At 41.0% G+C, this 25,289-nt stretch carries 23 protein-coding genes; 9 read left to right on the top strand and 14 right to left on the bottom strand.

Going from position 1 to position 25,289, the window contains the following annotated elements; genetic code table 11:
• The first annotated feature begins 716 nt into the window (after window positions 1–716).
• The 4 genes from IEE83_RS32885 (at window position 717) to IEE83_RS08520 (ending at window position 4,133) form a co-directional block, all read left to right on the top strand.
• Entirely contained in the window at window positions 717–905 is a 189-nt protein-coding gene (locus IEE83_RS32885; protein ID WP_228101732.1) for a hypothetical protein, read from the top strand.
• 23 nt (window positions 906–928) lie between these two features.
• The gene (locus IEE83_RS08530) at window positions 929–1,816 is read left to right on the top strand and encodes an NAD(P)-binding domain-containing protein (RefSeq protein ID WP_228101731.1); all 888 of its coding nucleotides are present in this window, start codon (window positions 929–931) and stop codon (window positions 1,814–1,816) included.
• Window positions 1,817–2,671: 855 nt separating this feature from the next.
• Window positions 2,672–2,947 (top strand): hypothetical protein, encoded by a 276-nt coding sequence (locus IEE83_RS08525; protein WP_194120175.1) that lies wholly within the window; start codon window positions 2,672–2,674, stop codon window positions 2,945–2,947.
• A gap of 145 nt (window positions 2,948–3,092) precedes the next feature.
• A complete protein-coding gene (locus tag IEE83_RS08520; RefSeq protein WP_194120174.1) occupies window positions 3,093–4,133 on the top strand; it encodes an aldo/keto reductase in 1,041 nt (346 codons plus the stop codon).
• Between the two features lie 129 nt (window positions 4,134–4,262).
• Here IEE83_RS08520 and IEE83_RS08515 read toward each other — a convergent pair whose 3' ends face one another.
• From IEE83_RS08515 to IEE83_RS08450, 14 genes are all read right to left on the bottom strand, one after another.
• Complete coding sequence (locus IEE83_RS08515) at window positions 4,263–5,165, bottom strand: NmrA family NAD(P)-binding protein (RefSeq protein WP_194120173.1); 903 nt, start codon at window positions 5,163–5,165, stop codon at window positions 4,263–4,265.
• Between the two features lie 89 nt (window positions 5,166–5,254).
• Window positions 5,255–5,530: a UBP-type zinc finger domain-containing protein gene (locus tag IEE83_RS08510; protein WP_194120172.1), complete on the bottom strand. Its 276-nt coding sequence runs from the start codon at window positions 5,528–5,530 to the stop codon at window positions 5,255–5,257.
• A 29-nt stretch (window positions 5,531–5,559) separates the two neighbouring features.
• Window positions 5,560–7,221 carry an FAD-dependent oxidoreductase gene (locus IEE83_RS08505; RefSeq protein ID WP_194120171.1) on the bottom strand — a complete coding sequence of 554 codons (1,662 nt, stop codon included), beginning with the start codon at window positions 7,219–7,221 and terminating at the stop codon, window positions 5,560–5,562.
• A gap of 6 nt (window positions 7,222–7,227) precedes the next feature.
• On the bottom strand, window positions 7,228–8,643 hold the full coding sequence (locus IEE83_RS08500) for a sensor histidine kinase (protein ID WP_194120170.1): 1,416 nt from the start codon (window positions 8,641–8,643) through the stop codon (window positions 7,228–7,230).
• Window positions 8,644–8,670: 27 nt separating this feature from the next.
• Window positions 8,671–9,237, bottom strand: coding sequence for an antibiotic biosynthesis monooxygenase (locus IEE83_RS08495; RefSeq protein WP_194120169.1), 567 nt, complete (start codon window positions 9,235–9,237; stop codon window positions 8,671–8,673).
• Window positions 9,238–9,256: 19 nt separating this feature from the next.
• On the bottom strand, window positions 9,257–9,727 hold the full coding sequence (locus IEE83_RS08490) for a hypothetical protein (protein ID WP_194120168.1): 471 nt from the start codon (window positions 9,725–9,727) through the stop codon (window positions 9,257–9,259).
• Window positions 9,728–9,828: 101 nt separating this feature from the next.
• A complete protein-coding gene (locus IEE83_RS08485; RefSeq protein ID WP_194120167.1) occupies window positions 9,829–10,809 on the bottom strand; it encodes a quinone oxidoreductase family protein in 981 nt (326 codons plus the stop codon).
• A 62-nt stretch (window positions 10,810–10,871) separates the two neighbouring features.
• Window positions 10,872–11,498, bottom strand: a complete 627-nt coding sequence (locus IEE83_RS08480; protein WP_194120166.1) for a cysteine hydrolase family protein — start codon at window positions 11,496–11,498, stop codon at window positions 10,872–10,874.
• 30 nt (window positions 11,499–11,528) lie between these two features.
• Complete coding sequence (locus tag IEE83_RS08475) at window positions 11,529–11,960, bottom strand: OsmC family peroxiredoxin (RefSeq protein WP_194120165.1); 432 nt, start codon at window positions 11,958–11,960, stop codon at window positions 11,529–11,531.
• Between the two features lie 36 nt (window positions 11,961–11,996).
• A complete protein-coding gene (locus IEE83_RS08470; protein ID WP_194120164.1) occupies window positions 11,997–12,851 on the bottom strand; it encodes an enoyl-CoA hydratase/isomerase family protein in 855 nt (284 codons plus the stop codon).
• A 46-nt stretch (window positions 12,852–12,897) separates the two neighbouring features.
• A complete protein-coding gene (locus IEE83_RS08465; protein WP_194120163.1) occupies window positions 12,898–13,635 on the bottom strand; it encodes an SDR family oxidoreductase in 738 nt (245 codons plus the stop codon).
• Window positions 13,636–13,808: 173 nt separating this feature from the next.
• Window positions 13,809–14,612, bottom strand: a complete 804-nt coding sequence (locus tag IEE83_RS08460; RefSeq protein ID WP_194120162.1) for an alpha/beta hydrolase — start codon at window positions 14,610–14,612, stop codon at window positions 13,809–13,811.
• A gap of 13 nt (window positions 14,613–14,625) precedes the next feature.
• Window positions 14,626–15,366, bottom strand: coding sequence for an SDR family oxidoreductase (locus tag IEE83_RS08455; protein ID WP_194120161.1), 741 nt, complete (start codon window positions 15,364–15,366; stop codon window positions 14,626–14,628).
• A gap of 251 nt (window positions 15,367–15,617) precedes the next feature.
• Window positions 15,618–16,205 carry a TetR/AcrR family transcriptional regulator gene (locus IEE83_RS08450; protein WP_194120160.1) on the bottom strand — a complete coding sequence of 196 codons (588 nt, stop codon included), beginning with the start codon at window positions 16,203–16,205 and terminating at the stop codon, window positions 15,618–15,620.
• Between the two features lie 575 nt (window positions 16,206–16,780).
• On the opposite strand from IEE83_RS08450, the gene IEE83_RS08445 reads away from it, so the two are divergent.
• The 5 genes from IEE83_RS08445 to IEE83_RS08425 all read left to right on the top strand — a co-directional run bounded on the left by IEE83_RS08445 (window position 16,781) and on the right by IEE83_RS08425 (window position 25,166).
• Complete coding sequence (locus tag IEE83_RS08445; protein WP_194120159.1) at window positions 16,781–18,286, top strand: caspase family protein; 1,506 nt, start codon at window positions 16,781–16,783, stop codon at window positions 18,284–18,286.
• A 382-nt stretch (window positions 18,287–18,668) separates the two neighbouring features.
• Window positions 18,669–19,721 carry a hypothetical protein gene (locus IEE83_RS08440; protein WP_194120158.1) on the top strand — a complete coding sequence of 351 codons (1,053 nt, stop codon included), beginning with the start codon at window positions 18,669–18,671 and terminating at the stop codon, window positions 19,719–19,721.
• Window positions 19,722–20,135: 414 nt separating this feature from the next.
• On the top strand, window positions 20,136–21,815 hold the full coding sequence (locus IEE83_RS08435) for a hypothetical protein (RefSeq protein WP_194120157.1): 1,680 nt from the start codon (window positions 20,136–20,138) through the stop codon (window positions 21,813–21,815).
• A gap of 21 nt (window positions 21,816–21,836) precedes the next feature.
• The gene (locus IEE83_RS08430; RefSeq protein WP_194120156.1) at window positions 21,837–23,192 is read left to right on the top strand and encodes a toll/interleukin-1 receptor domain-containing protein; all 1,356 of its coding nucleotides are present in this window, start codon (window positions 21,837–21,839) and stop codon (window positions 23,190–23,192) included.
• 222 nt (window positions 23,193–23,414) lie between these two features.
• A complete protein-coding gene (locus tag IEE83_RS08425; protein ID WP_194120155.1) occupies window positions 23,415–25,166 on the top strand; it encodes a CHAT domain-containing protein in 1,752 nt (583 codons plus the stop codon).
• Window positions 25,167–25,289 lie beyond the last annotated feature (123 nt).

Raw genomic sequence — 25,289 nt, 5'->3', positions numbered from 1 at the left:
TCCCAACAAATTACTAAACCTAAACATTACTTATTTCACAAAACTCACTTTCTGAGGTAAAACTTAAAATTTGATTTCGCAAACAGCAAGATGAAACAATAAAGACACAAACTTCACAGATTAAATGAAAAATAATTTAGATTTCATTTAATCGATCGTTTTCGCGAACACGTAAAACCAGGTGTTGAAACGAACAATTTTACCGAAATCTGAACTAATTTACCATTAGCCCATTTTGGTTCAACAAAGTAAAGTTAAATTAGTCCTTGATTTAGGAGGAAAATGATGTGATATCCATGGATGCACAACATTGGAGCACAATACCAAAGATCGGTCCTTTTTATACCCTAAGCTGATATCAGAATGCTGATCACCCACTATGGCAGGTGTAGTATTTCGGACAACCGCTTTGAGGTTTGAAAGAAATGGTTGCCATTTCAAAATATAGTAGTATTGAGGGTGATCAAATATTTCATAAAATGGGATTATAGCTTCGCCTGAGATAAGGAAATCGCTGCCGAAGATTTAAATGTGCAGACCTTCTTCTGGTCTTTTGCAACAAATTCGAGTACTAATAGAGTTATTAGTATCAATGCTAAATTCTCACGCCGCTTTCAACGAACCAAACCGCGTTCAAAAAATTGATTGATTTAGCGGTGATGGATTTCGACACTCATTACGGTTCAGGATTGGAACGGTTCTAAAAGAAATGATAAATGGCAGATAAAATCCGATATAAGACAAAGATTGTAATCATAGGTGCCGGTCAAGCAGGCCTGTCCGCCGCTTACCATTTAAAGAAGCTCGGCTTGTCAATCGGCCCCGATTTTGTCGTGCTGATGCTGCGCCTGCGGCAGGTGGTGCCTGGCAATTCCGTTGGCCGTCACTCACCCTTAGTACTGTAAACCGAATCCATGATCTGCCCGGTATGTCTTTTGAAGAAACGCTGGATACGGGTAGCGAGACAGTACAAGCTAGTATAGCGGTGCCGCACTACTACGAGCTTTACGAGCGGAAATTTGGAATCCAGGTTTATCGCCCATTGGAAGTAGAAAATGTTTATCTCCACAAGGAGCGGTTTTACATTGATTCTACCGAAACACTGTTTTCTACATTAGGCATTATTAATGCCACCGGTACCTGGGAAAGTCCCTACATCCCTACCTACCCGGGAACTAATCTCTTTGGTGGTGAACAACTGCACACACGGGATTTCAAATCTGCCGACTACTTCAGGGGCAAGCACGTTATCGTGGTGGGTGCCGGAATATCCGCCATTCAACTGCTCGACCAAATTTCAAAAGTGACAACCACCACCTGGGTTACGCGCCGCGCTCCCGAATTTAGAGAACTGCCTTTTGACGATGTAGCCGGCCATAAGGCAGTGGCTATGGTGGAAGAACGGGTTAGGAATGGGTTACCACCTTTGTCCGTCGTGTCTGTTACGGGCTTACCCCTTTCGCCGGAAGTCTTAGACATCAAAAAAAGAGGAGTGCTCGAACGCTTTCCAATGTTTAGCGAGATCACAAGAGGCGGGGTAAAATGGGAAGATGGCAGGGAAGAAAAAGCCGACGTCATTCTATGGAACACTGGCTTTAAGGGAGCGCTGGAGCATTTAAAAGCAGTGTTACCCAGAGAGGAAAGTGGTGGCATACTGATGGCTGGCCGGTTCGCAACAATGGTTGCCAAAGAGCCACGTATCCATTTGCCCGGATACGGCCCATCGGCTTCAACTATTGGCGCCAACCGAGCGGGACCGATAGCTGCCAGGGAGTTGATGGCCACATTGGGTCTCGCCGGCAACCGGGAATCTTAATTAAAACCGCCGTCTAACAACGACACTGTTACGGTTAATCATGCGAGGTATGAATTCGTTAATTTGATCATATTCTCGTGTACAGCCGCCGTCCTTAGCGTAGAATGATGTATTAAAGCGCAATTTCAAAAGATTGTTATAACAATGTTAGAATACATAAATATAGCTATAAAACAAAATAATATTTGGCTTAAAGTTATAATAATTGCTATACAAAGTTCATGAAACAAATTTTATTTTGTTCCATGATTTAAGTTATGTTAAATAGACTTTTTAGAGCCATTGTAATTTTAAGAAGCCCTACTAACAAGAAATTTATTAACTACCTTCCCTACTATACTTTTCTATTCCTTTTGAAAGTGGCTATATTCAGTTAAATTGAAGGATTGTACATAAATGACCAATAGCATGGTAAGTTATACAAATAGTTGTATATCCTGAAAAAACCCTAAGCACAAATCACATTTATCTGCAAGCATTTTTATATTCGTTATAAAACTCTCCTTTCGCAAAGTCTTTATGGTGCCAATATGCAGGACATTTATCAAATTCCTGATCGCTCATTCCAAATGTATTTTAAACGATTTCTCTCAATCTTTCAATATTTCCCATCCCATAATCTACTATTATTAAAACTTTGCAAGAATATACAATCCATTCATTTTCTATCTATTACAAGATATTTCCTATATCTGAACATCTCCCTGTCAAGGTATTACATTCCTGTATTTCAATAAGTTAATTCTAATATAAATAGACTTTTTTGTATATTTATAGACTCTTTTATCTATTTTTGCAAGTAAACTAATTATAGGACGCTGGGCGAGCTGCTGGCAAACATTAAAATACTATCTAATGAAATTATTTATAGCCGTTATAGCCGTAAAGCCTGAGATATCTCATCACGAGTTAGCCGGATACGCCGTAGAAGAACGTGAGCATTTTATGGATTTGGTCAGCAAAAAGAAGATTGACCATTATTATGAAAAAACAGGGGTTCTAAAATTCTGGTGCATTGTATATGCACCTGATATGCAGCAGGCCGAGACTATTTTGCATGGATTACCTTTCTATCAAAAAGGCTTTTTGACAATTGATATTGATGAAGTAGAGCAGAAAGGAAATATTTAACCGTACATAGACCTTTTATAGTTGGCCCTTATTTCGAAGTATTTAAATGTTGCCATCTGTTCAGATGTAATTACTATACCTTAACATATTATCATAATAGACAATTTTATCTATTACTAACAATAAAAAAATTAAATACATAGAAATGGAATACAGACAGCTAGGTAATTCAGGATTACGAGTACCGGTCCTTAGCTTTGGAACAGCCACGTTTGGCGGGGGAAATGATTGGTTCAAAGCATGGGGAAGCACTCAGGTTGAAGAAGCTTCGAGGATGGTGAACCTTTGCCTGGATGCAGGCGTAAACTTTTTTGATACAGCCAATGTCTATTCAGCAGGAGCATCTGAACAAATACTTGGAAAAGCTATTTCGGGATTGCGTGATAAGGTTTTAATCTCCACCAAGGCTGTTTTTCCGACTTCATCAGATATTAATGATTTTGGTTCTTCCCGGATAAACCTTAGAAAGTCCTGCGAAGAAAGTTTAAAAAGACTTGGAACAGATCATATCGATGTATACCATTTGCATGGATTTGATGCAAATACCCCCATGGAAGAAACAATCAGAGCACTGGATGATCTGATTCAATCAGGCAAAATCAGATACATTGCATGTTCCAATTATTCCAGTTGGCATTTGATGAAATCCCTTTCCATTTCGGAGCGCTATGGATGGTCAAAATTTGTTGCCCACCAGGTTTATTACTCCTTACTTGACAGAGACTTCGAACTGGATCTGATGCCTGTAGGCATCGATCAAAATATCGGCTCTATTATCTGGAGCCCTCTTTCAGCAGGAAAATTAAGTGGAAAGTATAACCGCAGGAGTGGATTTCCTGCTGATGCAAGAATTGCACAGGGTGGCAGCCCGGTCCTTGAAGATGACAATCAGGATCGGTTATACAAAATTGTTGATGTACTCGAAGAAGTTGCCGGGCAGACAGAGAAGTCTGTAGCTCAGGTTTCACTTAACTGGTTATTAAAGCGGCCTACCGTATCAAACATAATCATTGGGGCCCGCAATGAAGAGCAGCTTAAACATAATCTTGGCGCAGTTGGATGGAGCTTAACCATTGAACAGGTAAAAAAATTAGATGCCGCAAGTGAAGTTCCCCGGGTATATCCTTACTGGCATCAAAAGCAATTCCCATTGCTAAATAGTACAGTGGATTTATATAAAGTCTAACCTGTATTTAGTTTACATTTCTGAGATAAAAAAGGAAGGCATTGCTTAATGCCTTCCTTTTTTAATTTTGTTGCAAAAGAATCTGCCGGTTAAATATCAACAGTAGTTTAACTTACCACAACTCACAATTTACTTTGCGGCTTGTGCAAGCTCCTTTTTATGGATCATTGCCCATTGTCTAAACGTTAACGCAGCTTCACCTGTAATGAAAGGAACGTCATTACGGATGGTTCCGATATATCCCATTTCTCCGTTACTTACCTGCCTGGTAAATTCAATGGCACCTTCAGCATACCAATCTTCGACTGCCACACTTCCACCAATGAAAACAGCTTTAAAATCCTGGTGTGATTTAACTTCCCCTTTAATGTCTTGTCCTAAAACTTCCGTAAGTATGGCAGCAATACCTGAGGCATCCAGTACCTCTGTACTCATCCAGTAGTCTTTGCTGCTGTGTTTTTCAGGTCCTTCCAGTAGTACCTGGGCCGCTACGGTGGCAATGTCCTGCCCGGCCACCCATCCCATTCTTTGATCCCCCCAATAGGTTGTAAATTTACCATTCTTTGGAGCAAAAAAAGCAAGTACATTTTCCATGAACATGTTCGGATGCAGGTTTGTCCATTTCATCCCACTTGTTTTCATATAACTTTCAATGAGTTGATGCCATGCAAAATGGGGATCAGTACAATCCCATTCCCCAAAGATTCCCAGATGCACTATATGCTGCACACCTGCTTTTTTTGCTGAGTCGATTAATACTTTACTCTGGGTAAGCATGGCAACCGAATAGCCGGTTATAAGAAAAACCCTGTCCACGCCGGCAAGTGCTGCTGCAAAAGTCTCTGCCCTATCAAGATCAAGGTACGCAATATCGATACCTTTTGACTTCAGCTGCTCGTATTCGGCGCGCCTGCGAGACGTTACCCGAACTTTTACGTCTGTACGATCTTTTAACTTCTTAACAATTAATTGGCCGATCTGTCCGGTAGAGCCTAAAACCAGCACCGTTGGTACTTTTAAAGAATGTGACATCGTATTGTTTTGAGTTAGGGTAAGGATTGCTTTTAAAAGTGATAGATATTATTTACATCTGAAAATTCTGATATCAGTGCTTTACACTTCTAATATTCAGCCATCTGTTTGTCTTTAAAGCACCAAAGCCAACGCTCTTTGGGTTCAGCTGAAATAGCCACTGGATGGCCTTTTTCAGCTGCATGCTTACTCATGTGTTTGTTGGGCGAAGAGTCGCAGCAAAGCGTTTCCCCACAAGCCTGGCAAGTACGCAGGTGTACCCAGTTACCGCCGGTTTTCATGCATTCGGAGCATTCATGTTTTACTGGAAATTTCAGTTCTGTGATCGCTTCCAGATGGCCGCATATGCTATTGTTATCTGCCATAATATTCCATATTTCAGTTCCTTGTTGTCTTAGTTTTCGGCAAGGTATTTGTGCACAAAGGAAATTGCCATCGAACCTTCGCCAACTGCCGAAGCAACCCTGTTCATAGCTCCGGCACGGACATCGCCAGCGGCGAAAATACCCGGCATACTTGTTTCCAGAAGGAAAGGATCTCTTTTTAACTTCCAGGCTAGTTTGAAATCAGTATAGGCCACGAGCTCATGGCCGGTTTCAATAAAGCCCTTTTGGTTTCGCTGAATGGTACCATCCAGCCAGTCAGTAAACGGTTTGGCCCCTATAAATATGTACAGTGCGGCAGCATCTCCGGTTGATTTTTCGCCAGTTGCAACATTTTCAAGGGTGAGCTGCTGCAGATACTTCTCTCCTGAGGCTTCCCTGATTTCGGTACCGGTGAGTACTTCGATGTTTGATATATCCGCAATTTGCCGGATCAGGTAGGAAGACATGGTATAGGATAAACTGTCTTTGCGAATAACAATATAAACCTTATCCGCAAACTTTGAAAGGTACACCGCCGATTGTCCGGCAGAATTTCCCCCGCCAACAATGTAGACATTTTTATCCTTGCATGCTGCGGCCTCTGTCATTGCAGCCCCGTAATAAACCCCTGCCCCTGTGAAATCTTCTACCCCAGGTGTTTCAAGTTTACGGTAATCAACCCCGGTTGTAATAATTATTGCCCTGCTGTTGAGCTTGCTGCCATCTGTCAGCGTTATGATTTTGTAGTTGCCAGCATTCTTTATCGATACAACTTCTTTAGGAGATAAAAATTCCGCACCCAGGCGCCTGGCCTGACTAATTGCTCTTCTTGCCAGGTCTGCTCCGCTAAGTCCTGAAGGAAAACCCAGATAATTTTCTATCCTTGAACTTATTCCGGCCTGTCCGCCAGGCGCTTTCCGTTCAATGACCAGTGTTCGCAGCCCCTCGGAAGCCCCGTAAACTGCTGCAGCAAGTCCGGCGGGCCCTGCACCGATGATGACCACATCATAGATTTCTGCCGTGATTTCAGGGTTGGTTCCTATGCTTTCAGCAAGCGCGAATATATCGGGCTGCTTCAAAATCACTCCGCCATCGAGCAGAACAACGGGCAGGCTTTCTTCACTGAGACTGTTGAGCTCAAGCAATTTGCGTGCTTCCGGATTTTTCTCAATGTCCAGCCAAAGATAAGGTACCAGGTTGCCTGCCAAATAATCCTTGATGTTGTGTGAGAAAGGTGAATACTGGTAACCAATTACACGGATTCCTTTAAAATCTGGTTCATAATTGCTCTGCCAGTCTACAAGCAGATCATCAAGCAGCGGATATAACTTTTCCTGTGGCGGATCCCAGGGCTTCATCAGATAATAATCCAGCTGGACCCGGTTTATGGAATTAATGGCGGCCTCAGTGTCCGAATAAGCTGTAAGTAAGATGCGCTTTGCCTCCGGGTAAATTTTCATGGCCTTCTCCAGAAATTCAACACCTTCCATTTCAGGCATGCGCTGGTCACAAACAAACATGGCTACCGGCTTAGCCTCGTTTTTAAGTTCAGTAATTCTTTCCAGTGCTTCTTTTGCGGAAGTAGTGCTGATAATCTTATACTCGGAAGCATAGCGTACTTTTAAATCCCTTGCAATGGCATTTAATACCTGCCGGTCATCATCTATTGAAAATATTATTGGCTTTTCCATGTTGTCTTATTTTTTATTGGCGGCACTGTAGTCAACCGGTAAGCAGACAGTAAAGGTGGTTTCACCCGGCAAGGACTGTACTTTGACAGTACCTTTGTGTTTTAGCACGATCCGCTGTACGGTTTCCAGGCCCATGCCAGTTCCTTTGCCGACGTCTTTGGTAGTAAAAAACGGATCAAAGATGTTTGATCTGATCGTTTCAGGTATACCCGGGCCATTGTCGGTAATCATGATTTTAACAAATTCACGGTCTTTTTGGGTTGAAATGGTTAATTTACCTTTCTTATTCACCTGCATACTGTCCAGGGCATTATCAATAAGGTTAGTCCACACCTGATTGAGCTCCCCTGTGTAGGCCATAACCGGTGGAAGCACTCGATCGTATATTTCATCAAGTTCGATGTTTCCTGCCCGGAGTTTATGACCTAAAATGCTAAGGGTATTGCTGATTCCGCTGTGGATATCCGAAGCTGATTTTTCCGCCCCCCGATCCATATGGGTATAAATTTTAACGGATTTAATCAGTTCAGAAATCCTTGAGGATGATACCTGAATATCCCGGATCATTTTTTCAGTTATAAAAATGTGATGCATCCAATCAAAAACAGATGACCTGATTTGCTCAGGGATGAATCTTTCCAACAATTGAAGATTTTCAGGGCTAATATTAAAATCAACAAATATTTCCGACAAATCCTCGGAATTAGTCACTTCATGTTTATCCAGCCAGCCAGCAACTTCTTCTTCTTTTCTGGATCTTTCCTTCAGACTTAAGCCTGCATTATATTTTGATGCCATGATTCTTAGCAATTCCTTATTTACGTCCCGTGCCTGTGAGGGTTCCATACCCAATGCGGTAAGTTCTTTAAGTGCTTTTGTCTCAAAATCCAGGTGCAGGCGAAGTGAAAGTGCATCGCTAACCAGGGCAGCAGCAGGATTGTTCAATTCATGTGCCAGGCCGGCAGCCAATTTTCCCAAGGCGGCCATTTTATCATTTTGCTGTTGAAGTGCTGTAAAATCACGCACCCTGTTATTCATCATATGCACCAGTGCCTGGGATAGTTCAAAATGATCCCTTATCATTATACGTATCTCTTTTGTATTGAAAGATACTATTCTTACCGGCCCAATAGCCTGTACAAAATAACTTGCATGCGTACTTCTGGAATAAGGCAGATAACCAAATATTTCACCTTCGCCCAAGGTCACAATTTCCCTGTTTTCATTCCCCTGTTTCATAAAGAGAATGACATGGCCTTCCACAATGAAATGCGGTCCGTCGATATCTGTGCCTTCAACCGTTATAAAGTCACCATCAAAATAATTGAACACTTTGCTATGTTGCTCTAACCATTCCAGCTGAGAAAGGGGAACACCGGTAAGCGCTCCAAATTGCTTTAACTGATCTTTATGTTGTGCCATTTTGTTTCATTAATTGTGATTATGTTATCACTCTACTTTGGCAGCCTGTTCATTTTTAGCCTCTTTAAATAACCAGAAAGAAAACATTTTTGTTATCCGGGGCATAATGATATAAGTTAAACTCAAAGTCATTACAATCGTCATAGAAAACAACCTTATCACTAAGGGGATATCAGGGGCTATGGTATTAATAAAAAGCGTTAAAAAGCAAATGAGCGTAAAGACAGCTGACCAGGTCAGTAAAGCCATTTTCCACTTTGGAGCAGTGAGGTTAGCAGGCCGCAGCGGGGTCGAAAACCAGAATTCCACGCCTTGCTCATAGTGGATTTCCCCTGCTTTGGCAACGAGTGTATCCAGCTTTGAAACCCAATGTCTTCTGATTTCGGAAGATTCCCATTGCAGTCTGTTCCTTTTATCATCGAACCGCACAGTAAGTGTATATTCATTGCTTTCATCAAATGGTTTAATAATATTAATACCCTGATAGCCTTCAAAGTTTACAGCATCGTTTACAATATCATGAATCCACTGTTCAAAAGCTTCGTTGTGGCCTTTTTTTACGGTATGTGTAATGACAGTAATATCAGTTTTCATTGGGTGATTATTCTTTGGTTTACTGCTGCACTTTTTCTTCCTTACCGCTCTTATAGAAAAACTTGTCAATGCCCAGTCCTATACCCAGTGTCAATCTCCACCTCCCTTTAAATGCATCGTAAAAAAGGGGAGTTGAAATGATATAGTGTTTATATTGAAATAAAGGACCAAAGGCTAAACCCGGCGTAACAGCTGACCTTCCGGGTACTCTCTGTGATGTATCCCATAGGTACCGGAATGCTGGATATACATTAAGTGCAACTGCCGAATTTTTAAATTTATATTTGATTCCACCTGCTACAAAATTCAGGTATAAGGAATGTATATCCGTTGACACCAGCGCCTGAGCCGTTAGCTCACCTGACAACGCCACTTTTTTATGATCCTGAGCCAGAACGGACTGGATTTCTAAAAACAGAAAAAGTGTTAACACGCATTTCAGCAGGTGTAGCTGATAGGCTGAGCTGTAATAGCTTGTAAATTGTATCATCAATCTTCTAAAATGAGTTTATTTCAAGTGCTTTTTATAGCTGTGCCCATGGCCGTTATGGTAACCGGTGATTGCTTCTCTATTCTAAAAACGGGTTACAATCAAAAGACAAAAAAACGCTTTCCTTTTTCCGGATTTTGAATGGTGGCTTCTACTGCGGACCTGAAATCTTCCAGTTGATGTTTACCGCCAATATGTACATAGAAATCTGGCTGCTTTGTTATTTCTATAATATCACTAAGCATTGTAAAGTCACTACTTTGAACAGGTGCAAACAAGTAACGGTAAATATGAGCCTGGATCGTAAGATTGGTCATCAGGATATCAAAGTTATGCAGCTCAAATTTTTCCCTGCTCATCCCGCCATTAACAATTAACTTGCTGCCGAAAGCAACAGATTTAATCAAATCAGCAAGTTGAGGGCCACCCACATTGTCGATAATTCCGTTAACACCCCAGCCACCTGTAACTGCCATGATCTTATCTTTTAAAGACCCTTCTAATTTTGAGAGCTCTATGGTTTCCGTTGCTTTGGTAAGCTGGGCACCTAATTCAGGTCTTTGCTTTCTGACGATGGATACTACTTTTATCCCCCTTTGAGCTGCATATTGGGAAATAATTAGGGAGAGGGAAGAATTTCCTGCTGTTAGGGCAAGCCACTGCCCTTTTTCTACTCCGGAATCAGTAAGCAGATCCCAGGCGCTAACCAGATTATTAATCTGTGCAGCTTTTTCCAGTGGAAAATCCTTCGGAAGCTCGATCAGATATTCGGCAGGAACTGCCACATATTCTGACCAGGTATTGTAATAACTGAAAGCTACAAAAGCGCCGGGTTTCAGCATGACATTCTTACCCACTTTTTCTATTGTTCCAGCTCCATGGCCTCCACCAACCTGATGGGGGAAAACCGGTTTTTTAGGCTCGGGATACAGGTTTTGAATAAAAAGAAAATCTCCTGGGTTGATTGATGCGCCAACCATACGAACAAGCACATCGTTATCGCCAATGACAGGAATTGGCAGCTCAGCCAAATAAAGCACCTGCTGTGGAATGCCAATTTTATCAAAAATTAATGCTTTCATGCTGTTAAATTTTATTTTAAGAAATTAACCCGGATCTTGGTGACACGGGTTAATCCAAGGTCCTATGCCACAGATGTCTTTAAAGCATCGATGAATTCTGCGATGGTAAGCACGGCATGACCAAAGGCAGGATACGATATTTCAATGGCCATATCCTGGGCACGCTCGGTAAATTCTGCCACGCCATCAGTCAGGAATGTCACGTGGTATCCTGATTCAAGCGCATGCCTGCCGGTACCTTCAACACAAGTCTGGGAGGTAAAGCCTGCCAGTACCACATACTCTATTCCATTGTCACGAAGCTGCTTGTCAAGATCAGTATTAAAAAACGAATTGTAGATATGATGTCGTTCTGCAACGATATCACCTTCCATCGGATAGTAATCCTGATAAAAGTCAGCACCTTTACTGTCTTTCCAAAACACCTTATTATCTTTTCCCCATTGCATCCGGGGTAGTACATGAGAGAGATTCTCAAAACTATGCTCGTCCAGGCCATGCGGCGCATAGACAATTTTAATGCCTGCCTGACGTGAGGATGAAATCAGATTTTTCAGATTTGCCTTTAGATCCATTTTTTCGATCATGGGCTTCACTCCCGCATTCAGCTTGCCGTCATCTGCCAGAAAATCATTCAGAACGTCTACTAAAACAAGCGCTGTTTTGTCAATTTGATAGGTGGTCTTCATTTTAATCCAAGTTAAATTAAAATACTTCTGTTATTTTATCAGGGTTGCCGTAACAGTTCCTTTCACCTTGATAATTTTTGAAATCGTACAGCTTACACTAGCTCTTTGGGCAAAGTCCTGAAACTGCTCCTCGGTGGCATTTGGAATACTGGATTGCACATTAAAATGCAGACCTTTGATTTCAGGGTGCCCTGTACTTTCTTCAAATCCAAGTTCAACTTCAACTTCGGTATTGATACTTTCTGTTTTCAAGTTGTTCTGCCCCGCTATATTGGCCAGCGCCTGATTAAAGCAGGCCGCGTGTGCCGCTGCCAGTAGTTCTTCCGGACTTGCTCCGGGAGCACCTTCAAACCTGCTTGAATAACTGACCGGAGCATTGGTCAAAATGGCTGATTTTGTTGAAATTGTCCCGGTTCCTTCTTTCCAGGTGCCTTCCCACGTTGATTTTCCTATTGCTTTCATAAACAGGTTATTTACAGAATTATTGATTTATATAATTTATTCAGCTAAGGTGCCCAGGTAATGCCCCAACCTTAATTCGGTATCTGAATCTTGTTGAAAGCCCATGTCCATTAACTTTTCAAGCCTTCTCTGAGATTCAGGCCTTTGGTACAGGTCGAAGAATTTTCTTGTTGACTCCATGATCTCAAAGGGCCCCGGACCGCCGCCAGACCTTTGCAGGATTGTCGCTTTGGTTGCCTGCAACGCGGCCATTTCAAATCCGGCAATGCGCGCTGCCAGATTGTTAACAAAGCCGTCCAGCTCTACATCGTCAAAAGCCCTGTTGATCCAGCCATATAGTTCGGCAGTCTCAGCCGTATAATCATCCGAGCTTACGGCAATTTCAAGTGCCCGCGCATATCCTGCACGCAGTGGCAGGTATTCTGTTGCTCCGCCACCCGGCATTAAGCCCATCCCTACTTCAAGGTGGCCAAAAATTGCTTTCTGCTTACTGGCAAAACGCATATCGCAGGCAAGAATAAATTCTGATCCAATACCACGGACACGCCCCCTTACCGATGCAATGCTGATTACACCTGAGTTGTGGAGCCTGTTGGAAACATCGACCCACTGCTGAACGCCAAGCTTCCCTGAAACCATTGGTACTTCTGCACCACGCAGTACATCAAAGTGAGAGACAAAATATTCCTTGTTGGCACTGTCGAAAACAATGACTTTTAATTCCTTATCAGCCTCAATCTGGTCCATCAAAAGCTGAAGGCCGGATATCATATCAGGGCCCATCAGGTTGATTGGCGGATTGTCCAGTGTTACCCTCCAGAATGCAGGGCTATGCTTTGTTATTAACAGCACTTTCTTTTCAAGATGCGGATACGCTGTTTGATTGTTCATTATTTATTTGTTTAAAGGTGATACAATGGATGTCTTGCTGGCCAGGTTACCAGCTTATTACTTCTCCCAAATGATAGAATTTACCAGACGGGCCTTCATCATCAATGAGTGCAAGTTCTACGCTGGTCTTGGCGCCTTCGGCAATTTCCAGTTGTGCATCAGCCGAACCCATTTCTGTTTTTACCCAGCCCGGATGTGCAGAGTTGACCTTAATGCCAAACTCCTTTAATTCCTCAGCCAATAAAATGGTAAACATGTTCAAAGATGCCTTGGAAGCATTATAGGACAGGGTACGAAAAGCAGCCAAAGGACTATCTGCCATAGACTGTATAGATAATGAACCCACACCGCTTGAAAGATTGACGATCCGGCCCGAATCGCTTTTCTTTAAAAGTGGTAAAAGTGCACTGGTCAGGTGCACTGCACCAAAGAAATTAGTCTTGAAAACCCAGTCAAAATCCTCAGGTGTAGTTTGGATATTCACTGATTTTTTCAGCATATCCTTTGGTGCTACCCCGGCATTGTTGATTAGTATGTCCAGTTTTCCAAATAAATCTTCAATGGTCTGAGCCGCTGCCAACCTTTCTGATTCCCTGGTAATATCAAGCTGAATGCCATGTGCATCTATCCCCAGTAATTTGAGTTTAGCCGCCGCCTGCTCGGCATCGGCGAGTTTTCGTGCAGCTAGAACCACAATAACATTTTGCTCACCCAGTTGTTTGGCCGTTTCAAAACCTATCCCGCGATTGGCACCGGTGACAAGCGCAATTTTTTTGTTAATCATTATTCGAGTTTATTTAAGAAGGCATATTTAATTGGTCATAGGCCTTGTAACCGCTAGCGGTCATCTGCCTGAAGTAACCAAGGGGAGAAAAACTACCGTATGCCGTTGGTAAGAAACTACATTTGCCAGGGCTTGTGACAATGCATTTTTCACCTCCGGCAGTCAAAGGCGGATTATTTGGCTTCTTTTAAAATGATCTTGGCCAATTCTGACGGTGCGGAGATAAATGGCGTATGACTGGTCGTCAGCGTGTACGTATTGGCAACTTTTGACCCCTTCACCATTTCCAGTTGGTATGGGTAGCTCACTGCATGGTCTTCTGTGGTGAAGATGTACGCTTTCTTTATACTGCCAAAATTTTTATCGGTTAGGGTAACCTTATCTGCAAACGGGGCAAGCGGTTCATCGGTCCTGAAATTGGCCACGACGTAATCAGCAACTTTTTTAGGAGCATCCGCTACAAACACATCAGTAACCAGTTCTTTCTTAATAATACCCCGGCCATGCTCCTGGTCAATAATTAGGTTTTTGCCAAGATGCGAACCCGCGTCTTTTGTAGAAAGAGACAACAAGCTCTCACCCGTATGCGGCAAATAAGCAGCCAGATAAACAAGTTTTTTTATTTGTGACGGTATTTGTTCGGCCACTTCACTGATTACAACCCCGGCCATACTGTGGCCGACCAGGACAATGTTATTATTTTCACCGATGGCAGCCTTTACAACGTCAACATAGGTTTGCAGCTTTATATCGGCAAAAGAAGTCTGGTCTTTTCCGTGGCCCGGAAGGCTGACGACTATCACCTGATACTGCTGTGCCTTAAGGAGCGGTGTAACTGCATCCCAGGCGCTGGCATCAGACCATGCACCGTGAACCAGCACAATTATACCGGATTTACCTGCCTTCGTAGTTTGCTGTGCTTGAACGGAAGTAATTCCGAATACTATCATCGCAAGGAAAAGAATCGTTTTTTTCATCTTAAATTGGTTGTTATTGGTTAATTATATTCAGAGCTTCCAAGGGGTTTGATGCATACAGATTATAAAGTTCCTTTGCAGCTCCTACATAAATTTCTTCTTCGTTATTTTCAATTCCGTCGATCAGTGCCTGAGCTACCTGAATTGGCGGCATTCCATTTGTTTCACCACCGATCGCTTTTGTAAATTCTGTATTTACAAGCGGTGGCAATAGTTCAAAGACACGTATGGAAGTATCTTTTGCCAGAGTACGTCTGAGCGTGATGGTGTAAGAATGAAGAGCTGCTTTACTATCAGAATAAGTTGGTATTATGCCAACAGGGAGAAAAGATACGACGGAGGTTACATTGACTATCGCTGCTTCAGTCTGGGCACTCAGCAAAGGAAGGAATTTCTCATTCAGACGAATTACTGACAGATAGTTGGTGAGCAGTTCTTCTGTGGCTTTTTCAAAAGCTTCAGAATTCTGTCCATGGGAATAAACAGACGAAACCGCTGCATTATTGATCAATACATTTAAAGATCCAAACTCTGCTGTAATTCTGGCAACTAGCTCTTTTACATCTTCTGCAACGGTGATATCACTTGTCATTGCAGTGATGTTTTCGAGTCCTTCAACGGCTTTTTTTAGCTTTTCAGGTTTTCTTCCGGTAATAATTACCCTATTGCCTTTTGAAGCCAGCAACTTTGCAGTATCCAGGCCTATTCCGGATCCGGCACCTGTGATTAAAATTGTTTTACCTGATAGAATCATTGGAATAAAACGTTTATAAATGTTGAAAAATATATTAAAATAGACAATATTATCTATTTTAACTCCTAAATAAATAGACAAGTATATATAATAATAAATATTATTGTCTATTTTTAAAATTAAAAAAATGCCTTTATGTTAAAATAAGAGCATATTGCGACAGAAAGCTTTCGTTCTTGAATAATAGACAATTTCGTCTATTTTTTAGTTCCAGCCTATAAGGCATTCCCATTTGCCGGAAGCGAATAATTTTATTTTTCGAAAGTTTTAAGTTCTGATTTAAGACTTTTAATCAGTGCCCGCATAGGCTGTGCGCTTCCCAGCGTGCGGCCTATAACGATGCCACCTTGTACAGATGAAAATAATTTTATAGCGAATTCATCCGGATTTAACGAATCTTTAAATTCCCCGTTCTTAATTCCTTCGTCTAAAATATCAGAAAGAAATTTTTGGGCAGCAATCATGTTTTTCTTTACTTTTTCTTTGATAACAGGGTTGTTGTCATCTGCCTCAGCAGCCAAATTCATTATCGGGCATCCTCCCTGGATAACGGTGTTCAACGGATCACTATTGAATTTCAGATAAGCATGAATCCTGCCTTTAGCGGTTTTTTCCTTGGTCACAAACTCTATGGTTTTCCTGTCATTCAGGTCTAGTAAATAGTCTGCCGTTTCGTTACATAAGGCATCTTTATTCAAAAAATGGCCGTAAAGGCAGCCTCTGGCAACATCGGCAGCTTCAAGAACACTATCTACCGTAGTCCCTGAAATTCCCTTTTCATTTAGAATAATTGATGCTTTTTCAAGAATGTATTGTTTGGTCCTTTCTGCCTTCCCCATCGCGTTAAATTATAAACAATAAATTTAATAAATACTATTGTCTTTTATAGTATATTTTTGTCTATTTTTTAGTAATTGTATGCTACGGAAACCATTGATAGTTTGAACTAGCCTACCCTTATGACTTTTTACATATACTACCTAGCATGACATAAGACGCTATACGTATCAGTTGACATAACCACTGTTATACAACAAAATATTATTTGGTAAACTAGTGTTGATAGCACCCCTTCTACATTCCCCACTTATAGTTACTCCACTTTGATTTCTCTCGTTTTGAACTGTGTGTCAACTTATATGTAAATATGAGAAACTCATAAATATTTTTGGTTAACTAGTCATGCTTGATATTGCAAATGGCTACTGCAATAATATATTACTGCACAAAAGGGCAACTTTCGAGTTTTGCCAGCAGGCTTTAACGTTAGTGCAAATTATTATACACCTAAGGCTTTAAATTATAGCTCAGTTACGGATAGAATAGGTTTCAAAATGATGTCTTTTCTTTCTTCGGCGGTTAGGCGATCATTTTTATCGTTAAATTGGTCACTAAATAAGAATCCTCCCTTAATATGAAAAAATCGCTAGCGCTCATTATTGGTAATGCCGACTACAACGATAGGAAACGCAACCTTGTTAACGCAATCAATGACGCCAATGCGATTGCGGAAAAGTTGCGTACAGTTGGTTTTGATGTCATACAACAGAATGATTGCGATGGAAAGGCATTTGAACAGGCGGTCGCCGACTTTGGCACACGGCTAGCTGACTATGATGTCGGGCTGTTTTATTTTTCCGGCCATGGACTTCAAATCGAGGGTGTCAACTACCTCACTTATGCGAGCACCAATTTCTTCGACGATACCGCAGTTCCGGGCACGTCTTACCGACTGGACCGGGTCATCAAATATATGGAGCGTACCGAGGCGGTGATCAAGATTCTGATTCTGGATGCCTGCCGGGATAATCCCCTTGAAAACAGGTATCGAGGAGCGCAAGCCACCGGTCTTGCGCCGATCTATGCGCCAAAGGGTACGATCATCGCATTTTCCACCTCACCAGGTGAATCTGCCCAGGATTATGGAATGGGAAATAATAGCATCTACACAGGTTCCCTGCTTCGCCATATTGACGATCCGAATATTCCTATCGAAGAGGTCTTTAAGCGCGTGCGAACTTCCGTCTACTCACTTACTCAAGGCAAGCAAACCAGCTGGGAGCACACCTCCCTGATCGGAGATTATTATTTCAACTTTGGTCAAAGGGTGGTTTCTCTGCAACTACCTTATAAGCCTCATTCGGTTGCCGACGGAAAATACATTGCCGATGATTCAACATTTGGCAAGATAATCTCAGGTCTTAGGTCACACACCTGGGAAACGCAACGCCAGGCCATGGCTTCTATAACCAGAACCAGTGCTCGGGAATTAGATGACGATTCTTTGTTCATACTGGGACGAAATATCCTCCAGACAGCAGAGGGTGGCTGCTTCAATGCAGAAGATTTTATCAGGCGACTTCCCGATAGCCTGTCGATGTTTGGTTCTTTCAGAGGCGTTCACCTGATCAACGGGATGCTTTTTGAGGTATATTTTGACAAAACGGGCGCTTTTCGTGAAGAGCAGTTAAAATCAGAGTGGTTGCAGGAACTCCTTAAACTTGAAAGCCACAGCCAGTTTCGCAGTTCGTTCGATCTTATTTGGGCCAACCTGCGGGGATGTGATGATACACTGTTCTATATACCTGGAAGCAATGCAATGCCGGTCGCTGTTGAGGCAACGTTTCAGAAAAGTGTTGAAAGTAACTATTTTAGCGATGAGCCCTCGGCTAAGGACTCCTACAAGCTTTCTTCATTGAAATTTCAGGATAATGAGCTGCTGATTGAACATGGAATTATAAAAGTGCCGATCCAGTTCAAAGATCTCCCGCAAACAGTCGCAATTTGGCTTTCTGTGCCCGAATCCAAAATCACAGTCAGCACCTCCATGCCTCTGCAGCCCACCGATGAAGTCTGGGTACCAAGGGGGCTTCGGCTTTCAAAAAAGGTTAAGCCTCAGGACGAAGATGACTTGTTCTAAAGTTAAGTTTTTTGCAGCAGCGCCTGATAGAAGATTCGGTCTGCTTGCCGCTTGCCCGGTTTACGTTTCAGAATGATGCCGCTTGCCGTTTTGAATTCGAAACTATCCCAGGCCAAGGCAGCTTTGACCACTGCTGAATTTGAGGGGGTTTGATTCCGGCGGTGGCGATACTTTTAACCGGAATTACCTAGTTTTTCCTATTTTATTCTGTTATTAGCATTATCAAAATCCTTCTTCAAATATTTCAATTGAGGGAAGCACAAGTATGCTTTCAGCAGATCTGACAACCTGCCACGTGAAGAATATAGAGTCACTGTAGGCACCATTGTCGCTCTGAGATAACTGTTATATATCTTAAAGACATTTCAAACAAATAAAGTGAATGAACTATATCAACGAGAAGTACGTACACAACCTCCTTGCTAATCATTATTCCCTAGGTGTCAAACATTTGATCACGCTCCTCGAACGCCTTTTATCTGATCTTGAAGTTGAAGGTGACCCTATGCCAAGACAATTACTGCAACATAATTTATCAGGTCATCGGAAGCGAGAGTTGAGCGAATTCGCAAAAATCGATGTAGATGTGGTGATAGAACTTGATAACGCCAGTAAAAAAGTTTCTGTTAATTTGAGGGATTATAGAAAGCATAAGGAATTTGAACGCACTTTTGAAGAAAGGCGTGTTGTAATGCATATTGTAAATAAGCATTCTGAAAAAACTACTTGGGTTATTCACCTTCCCTTACAAGCGATGATGAAAGGATTCGGCGACCCAACGGAGGGGTACCAATGCTACTCTCATGCTATCACTATGCTCGATGAAGATGGGAAAGTGCGAGGGAAGGAGATGTTTTACTGTGGGATAACTTCGCGTAGCTGGTTGACCAGAATGGCAGAACATTTCAGAGAAATAAACAGCGGCAGCAATAAGCTTTTTCACAAGCAATGGCGCGAGTTTCAAGGAAACGCATCTGTAATTTTAAATTCCGAGCTTATTGCATTGAACCATAGTTACGACGCTGCTATGGCTTGGGAGGAGTGGATTGTGGATCGTTATATGAACGAGAATTGCTCCTTGAATATGATTCCAGGGGGATTTAAGGGTCTGAAGTACTTGCACAAACTTGTCTACTTGTCTAGGTTGGATTCAGTCTCCCTGAAGGACCGAGAGGCCGCTATCTCAAGATATGCCCAAGAGCACCCTCGTGCAGGTGTTCCGAACCTGTTAATCGGCCAAATGTGGTTGAACGATGAGTACTATGCCAAAGTTATCGGCAGTAGAGGAAATACATTTTCAGCAGACGACGTAGCACTGATAAGATCACTGGCTCAAAGTGGCAAGTCTACCCATGAAATTGCACACCAATTTGGCATCGAGAATACCCAAAGAATAAAGAATGTTTTACTTGGGAAGACCTATTACCGGATGTAATGTATTGAGGAGACAATACTGATCTCTGGCCTGGGAATACTCTGGTAGCCTTCTGAAGCCCAAAAATTTTTAACCACTTCGTTCATCTCGCTGGGTGTCACATTAGATCGTAAATTCAGATATGTCTGGATGTAAGGATGATGCTTATATTACAATTACTCTAATCTTATTGCAATAGGCTACAACTGATATCACAGTATGCTCATAATCTGTAAAAATAGAATATGGTCAAGGGTTATCGAGGGTTAAAATACGCTTCTGACCTAGGCTAATTAGATGTAACTTATTGATTGATTAAGGTTGACATTGCAAAATCACTGGCCAGCAAGGGCGTAAGGCTCGGTGAGGAGGAAAATCCTTATCGTAGCTTATAAGAAAAAATAGAAAATTTGAGCTAACAAACAATCATTGAACATGCCTGTACACGTAGTGAAAGAAAAATACATTGTTTTCAAAGGAGAACAGTCTTCGGAGAATGGACATAGAATTCATCTTTCAGATGTATTACGTGCCAAATTTGGAAATGGACCATACGACTCTACAGTCGTCGGAGATGTAGTTTTATTCAGTTTGGAATATTACATGAGCGAATTTATTAAAATCTGTCAGGATGAGAAGTCAGTTATATTTTATCAAAGGGTACTTGAACTTCACGAAAATGCAATAGAATTGACGGCCTATTATCAGCATCAAGACATTTCTGACGAAATCACACTCAGTTACATGGCCGAATATAGGCGAATATTGAAATATATTTTAGAGTGCGGTTGCGACATTCAAATGGTAGGTGGAGAAATGATAACTGACGACTTTCTCATAAGATCTGATCAAAAGATTGATGAACTACTTTTTTTGGGAACTATGATCATAACGTGCGTAGAGCTTGTAGCAGAGCAATCGATGATAGAAGACGTTGCAGATGTTTCCTTCGACAATAACAGTTTGTATGTTTTCAGCAGAAAGCATCACTACGAGTTGATTATTAAAGAGATAATGAGAACATATGAAGAAGACTTTGCGGCAGGTGTTAATGATGAAACAGCGTTTGAGGACTTGAAAGATGCATTGACCAGCTGTTTCGGAATACCTTACGAGGTTGTTGGTCATTTGATTGCCTGGATACATGATCAATTAAAAGATCAAGGAGGATACTTGATCGGAGTATCATGGGAGAATTTTCCAGCAAATTTGAATAGGATGATAGGTGTATCACTGGAGATAGCAGAAAGTTTCTTTAAGGGTTTGACGTTGGACAAGAATAATAAAATGGATCTTCTGAGCCTTGCCTGCAAACCGCACAACATTAATAGGTATATGTATAAACCTATTTTGATTTGGAATGTCGATGATATTGATTATGCTTTTTTAGGGCCTGGCGCTTGGACGGAAGCAATTATTCACTATGGTACAAATGCAATACCTTGGGGTAAAGCGCCTGCTGAGTGGCTCGCAAATAATTGTTTTAAAACATATGTTCATGCCAAGGAGGATCAACATGATAAGTGGTTAGAAAATCCTGTTGAACACATTACAAATGAACTAGGACTTTTTTACGATCGGAATGTAAAAACAATAAGACATAAAAATGGAACATTTAAAATTGACTCTCCCGGTTTAGGTGAAGTTGATTTTATCATCGTTGAGCCAATACTTAGAAAAGTTTACATAGTTGATTGCAAGCATTTATTGGCTAGATACGACATGGTGAACCAAAAGAATGATTTTTGCGCATTTGTGAAAAATAAGAAATCGTATAATGAAACTCTCGACAAAAAAATGATTTGGTTTAATCAAAATATTCCGTTTTTGGAGCAACACTTTCAGTTAAAATATTCAGACAAGAATTTTTCCTTGGCAGATTTTGAAATTGAGGGAATTTTTATAGTCAATACTCCAACATTCTATATGTTCAATTCGAAATTTAGGATCTATACTTTATCAAAGGTTCAAAGTTTGCTTTCCGGAGTTTACACAGACTTTTCCTTTACGATTGTTTCTGATCAGGATGAGCAAATTGAAGTTAGTAATATTACATATCCATTTTTTCAGGTTCCAGTACAGTCGGCGTCAGACGCTTTTTCAGATCAAGAGTAAATCAATGCAAAATTCATTAATATGACCGTCAATGTAAATAATCCGGAAATTTATATTTCCTATTCTTGGGAGGCAGAAAGTGAGAAAGTCATTGAGCAGTTAAATTCAATTTGTAATTTGAATGGTGTCAAAATCGTTCGAGACAAGACAGAAATTGGTTTTAAGGGCTTGATATCGGCATTCATGAAGAGATTGGGTAAAAGCGGATCGGTAGTGCTTTTGCTATCCGACAAGTACCTAAAATCTGAAAACTGCATGTTTGAATTGCTAGAAATTGTTAGACACGGAAATTTCTATGATCGAATTTTTCCAATCGTACTAAGCTCTGCTAAGTTTTACAAGCCCATCGATCGAATCAAATACCTCTCGTTTTGGGAAAAGGAGATTGATGCTCTCAATAATGAAATGCTTACACTTAAAAGCCAAGCAAATCTTCAAGGGATCAGGGATTCGTTAGATAGATACACAAAGTTTAGAGCGATGCTTGCGGAATTGACAACCGTTCTGAGTGATATGAATAATTATACTTTGCAGCATCATCTTGATACGGACTTCGCGGAACTACTGAAGATTGTTTTGAAGGAAGGTGCTGATAGTGGTGAAAATAACATTAGTAGTATGGAAGATACTACTCCTTTTTTCTTATTGGAAAGTAAGTATGAGACGGAGCGTGGCAAGATCGCAAATGAAGGCGTAGTTCAAAAAATAACTAGTAAGGCTTATTGGGAATTTTGTGTTCGTCCAATGAAAGATAAAAAACTCAATATTTCAGACATCAAAGCAGCGATCGAAAGGTCTAGTACCGGCGACGGGTGGAATTTCCCCCATATTCCAGGCTATAATTCAGAAGAGGAGCTTTACAGAAATGGAGTTGATTTTTTGGAGTCGGTCTCAGATTTAGGAACAAGGAAGGAATTCTGGCGCATGTACAAATCAGGCCATTTTATAGATCTCTGGGCTCTTCCAGAAGATTGGTATGCAGATTCGGAAATGTATTCAAGTTTGAATAAGAAAGTTGTTTCTGAAACAGTTGTAAATCTTCACGGCTCCATCGTATTCTTCATAACTGACTCAATTAGTTTTCTTTCTAAGCTATTTGCAGTCGGTTTCTATAAGGAAGACCTAAAAATTAATCTCACTTTAAAGAACGTACTTAATCGCAAGTTAAGAGTTGATGGTGATAGAAGAGAACCACTTCATAATCCAAGAATCACCGGAGAGCATCAAATTGTTCTGGAATACACATTGTCATCAGCGGACATTGTTGCAACTCATATGGACATATCAAAGGAGTTAATTATCATGGCATTGGAGGCATTTGGATTCGCGGGGAGTGAAGAAGATATAAGGAGTGAGCAAAGGAAACGTGTCCGTTAAACGACTAAAATTTTATTACTCACCATGTTTAGAACGAAGTCGATATCATCAAATTAAGAATTTAAAGAATAAATAAAGCTGATGTTCATTCCTCCAAGTTTGTCCGTTAATACAGTCTGTATCATAGATAGAAGCAATGTTAATCTGGCTGCTGTAATATCTTCATATCTCAATAGACCTAACAACTACTTACCAATATTTGAATTTCCGTATACCAGGCCGGTGAATGATCCTGAAATGAATGATGTTTTTGATGAAGACTTTATTATGAGAAGGCGTGCTCTTGAATTCAATTTTCTAGTTGGGAATAAAGTCAAAGATATCGGTGATGTGGTAAACTTAGTACTTGGAGGGTTATCTGGAGAGCAAAGGAGCTACTTATCATTTCTAGATCATTATAATGTAGTTGAAATTGAGTCGATTGAGGTTGTGCCCATTCGCTTAGCAGGGTTGTCTGAGAGTAGAGATACAATTTTAAGTTTTAGATCTAACGATGTTCTGGCCGCCTTATGCTTGGCAAATAAGTTAAACGCTTTGTTACAACTTGATGACCATGCGGATATAATTGAATTTTCCAGCGTTGAAGATGCATCCGGTATAGTCATTATAGAAAAGATTCCAGCTGTATCTGTTGTGATTGCCTTGAACTACGCTTTGTCTGTGAAAGCGCAAGTGGTGCTGGTTCAGACATCAGAAACATATGACCATAACGACATCACCAACTTAATTTTTAGATGGCGGAGTGCCCAACAAATGGCATATGATGAATTGTTAGCAGAAGTAAATGATCGTGTTGGTACGATTTCCTTCAATTCGTATAGCTGCGCCAGTTTTTTCACTACTGGCTTACCATACTCACTCCTTCTCGAGAACGAAATTCCGATGTCACACATTCACTTACACGCAAGACCAGATTTTTTAATTGTTAATAGTCTAATTGTATCGGATAGAAATTCAAGCTCAGCGGTGATTTTTTCACCCCGATTTTTTGCGGATGAGGAAGTAGAATTTATCTCGGATGTGTTGACCGACAGAAACTATTATGTTCGTGAGCTTTTTGGAAATAGCGCAACTGTATACAATTTAGAAATGAATTTGACTGAATTCCCTTTCGATATTTTTCACATTTGCTCTCACGGTGGTACAGCAAGCGGAGCGTCCGTGACGGAAATTTTTATTGACAGAGATGGTATCCGTCACGAGGTAGTCTACGACAGCGTGCTTGGTTTGATGCGGGTTCCCAACGAAGAAAAGCTTAAAGTCACTGTGCTTATGTATCGAAGATTTCTTGATGGCGTTTATTGGGGAAGCGATGAATTTAGAGCGCTCGGATATGATCACAGTTTTTATATAGATTTGCAGGTTTCTTTGAACAGTAATAACAAGGATAATAGGCTCAACGTAACTCCCAAATCATCTGTGCCGGGATCAGAGTCTATAAAGGCATCTGATTCCAATTATTTTCCTACATTTGATTTTTTAGGTAGCCTGGAGTCGCCTTTTATTTTTAATAATAGCTGTTGGTCTGGTCGGAATATTGTTGATCACTTTCTCAATGCTGGTGCAAAGGGATATGTGGGGACTCTATGGGATGTCGAGGAGGACGTAGCGACCTACACAGCTAAGCTTTTTTATCGCGAAGTGGACAGATTGACTATCAGTGAAGCTCTACAAGACTGTCATCAAGAATTACGCGGAACGCGTTCCGACAACATTTATATTTATTGGGGACTACATTCAACAAGGATTTTACCAAGTGAAAGTAGCACCCAGGCAAAGAGAATTGTTGCCGAGAAGTTATTAAATTCTCACTATGAATATTCCGACAAACTTGAACAGCAATTACCAGAAAATGCTAAATTTGACCTTAGGACGAAATCAAATTGGTGTAACGACCAACTATTTGAGACCTTTGAATTGGAGGTTCGTGAAATAATCTTAAATAACTGGCGGAGCGCGCTTTTAGGTGATTAAATACATCTTGTCCAAACTTCAGATGTCAATTGTAATCTTTGTATTGATATCTATATCACGTTGCTATAAATTGTGGTGAGCAAATCTTGTTTGATCGATAGTATTCTCCACATAGATTATAGT

The sequence above is a fragment of the Dyadobacter subterraneus genome (assembly GCF_015221875.1).
GTDB lineage: Bacteria > Bacteroidota > Bacteroidia > Cytophagales > Spirosomataceae > Dyadobacter > Dyadobacter subterraneus.
The sequence above is the reverse complement of the archived record's forward strand: the minus strand, read 5'-3'. Positions and strand labels throughout refer to the sequence as shown.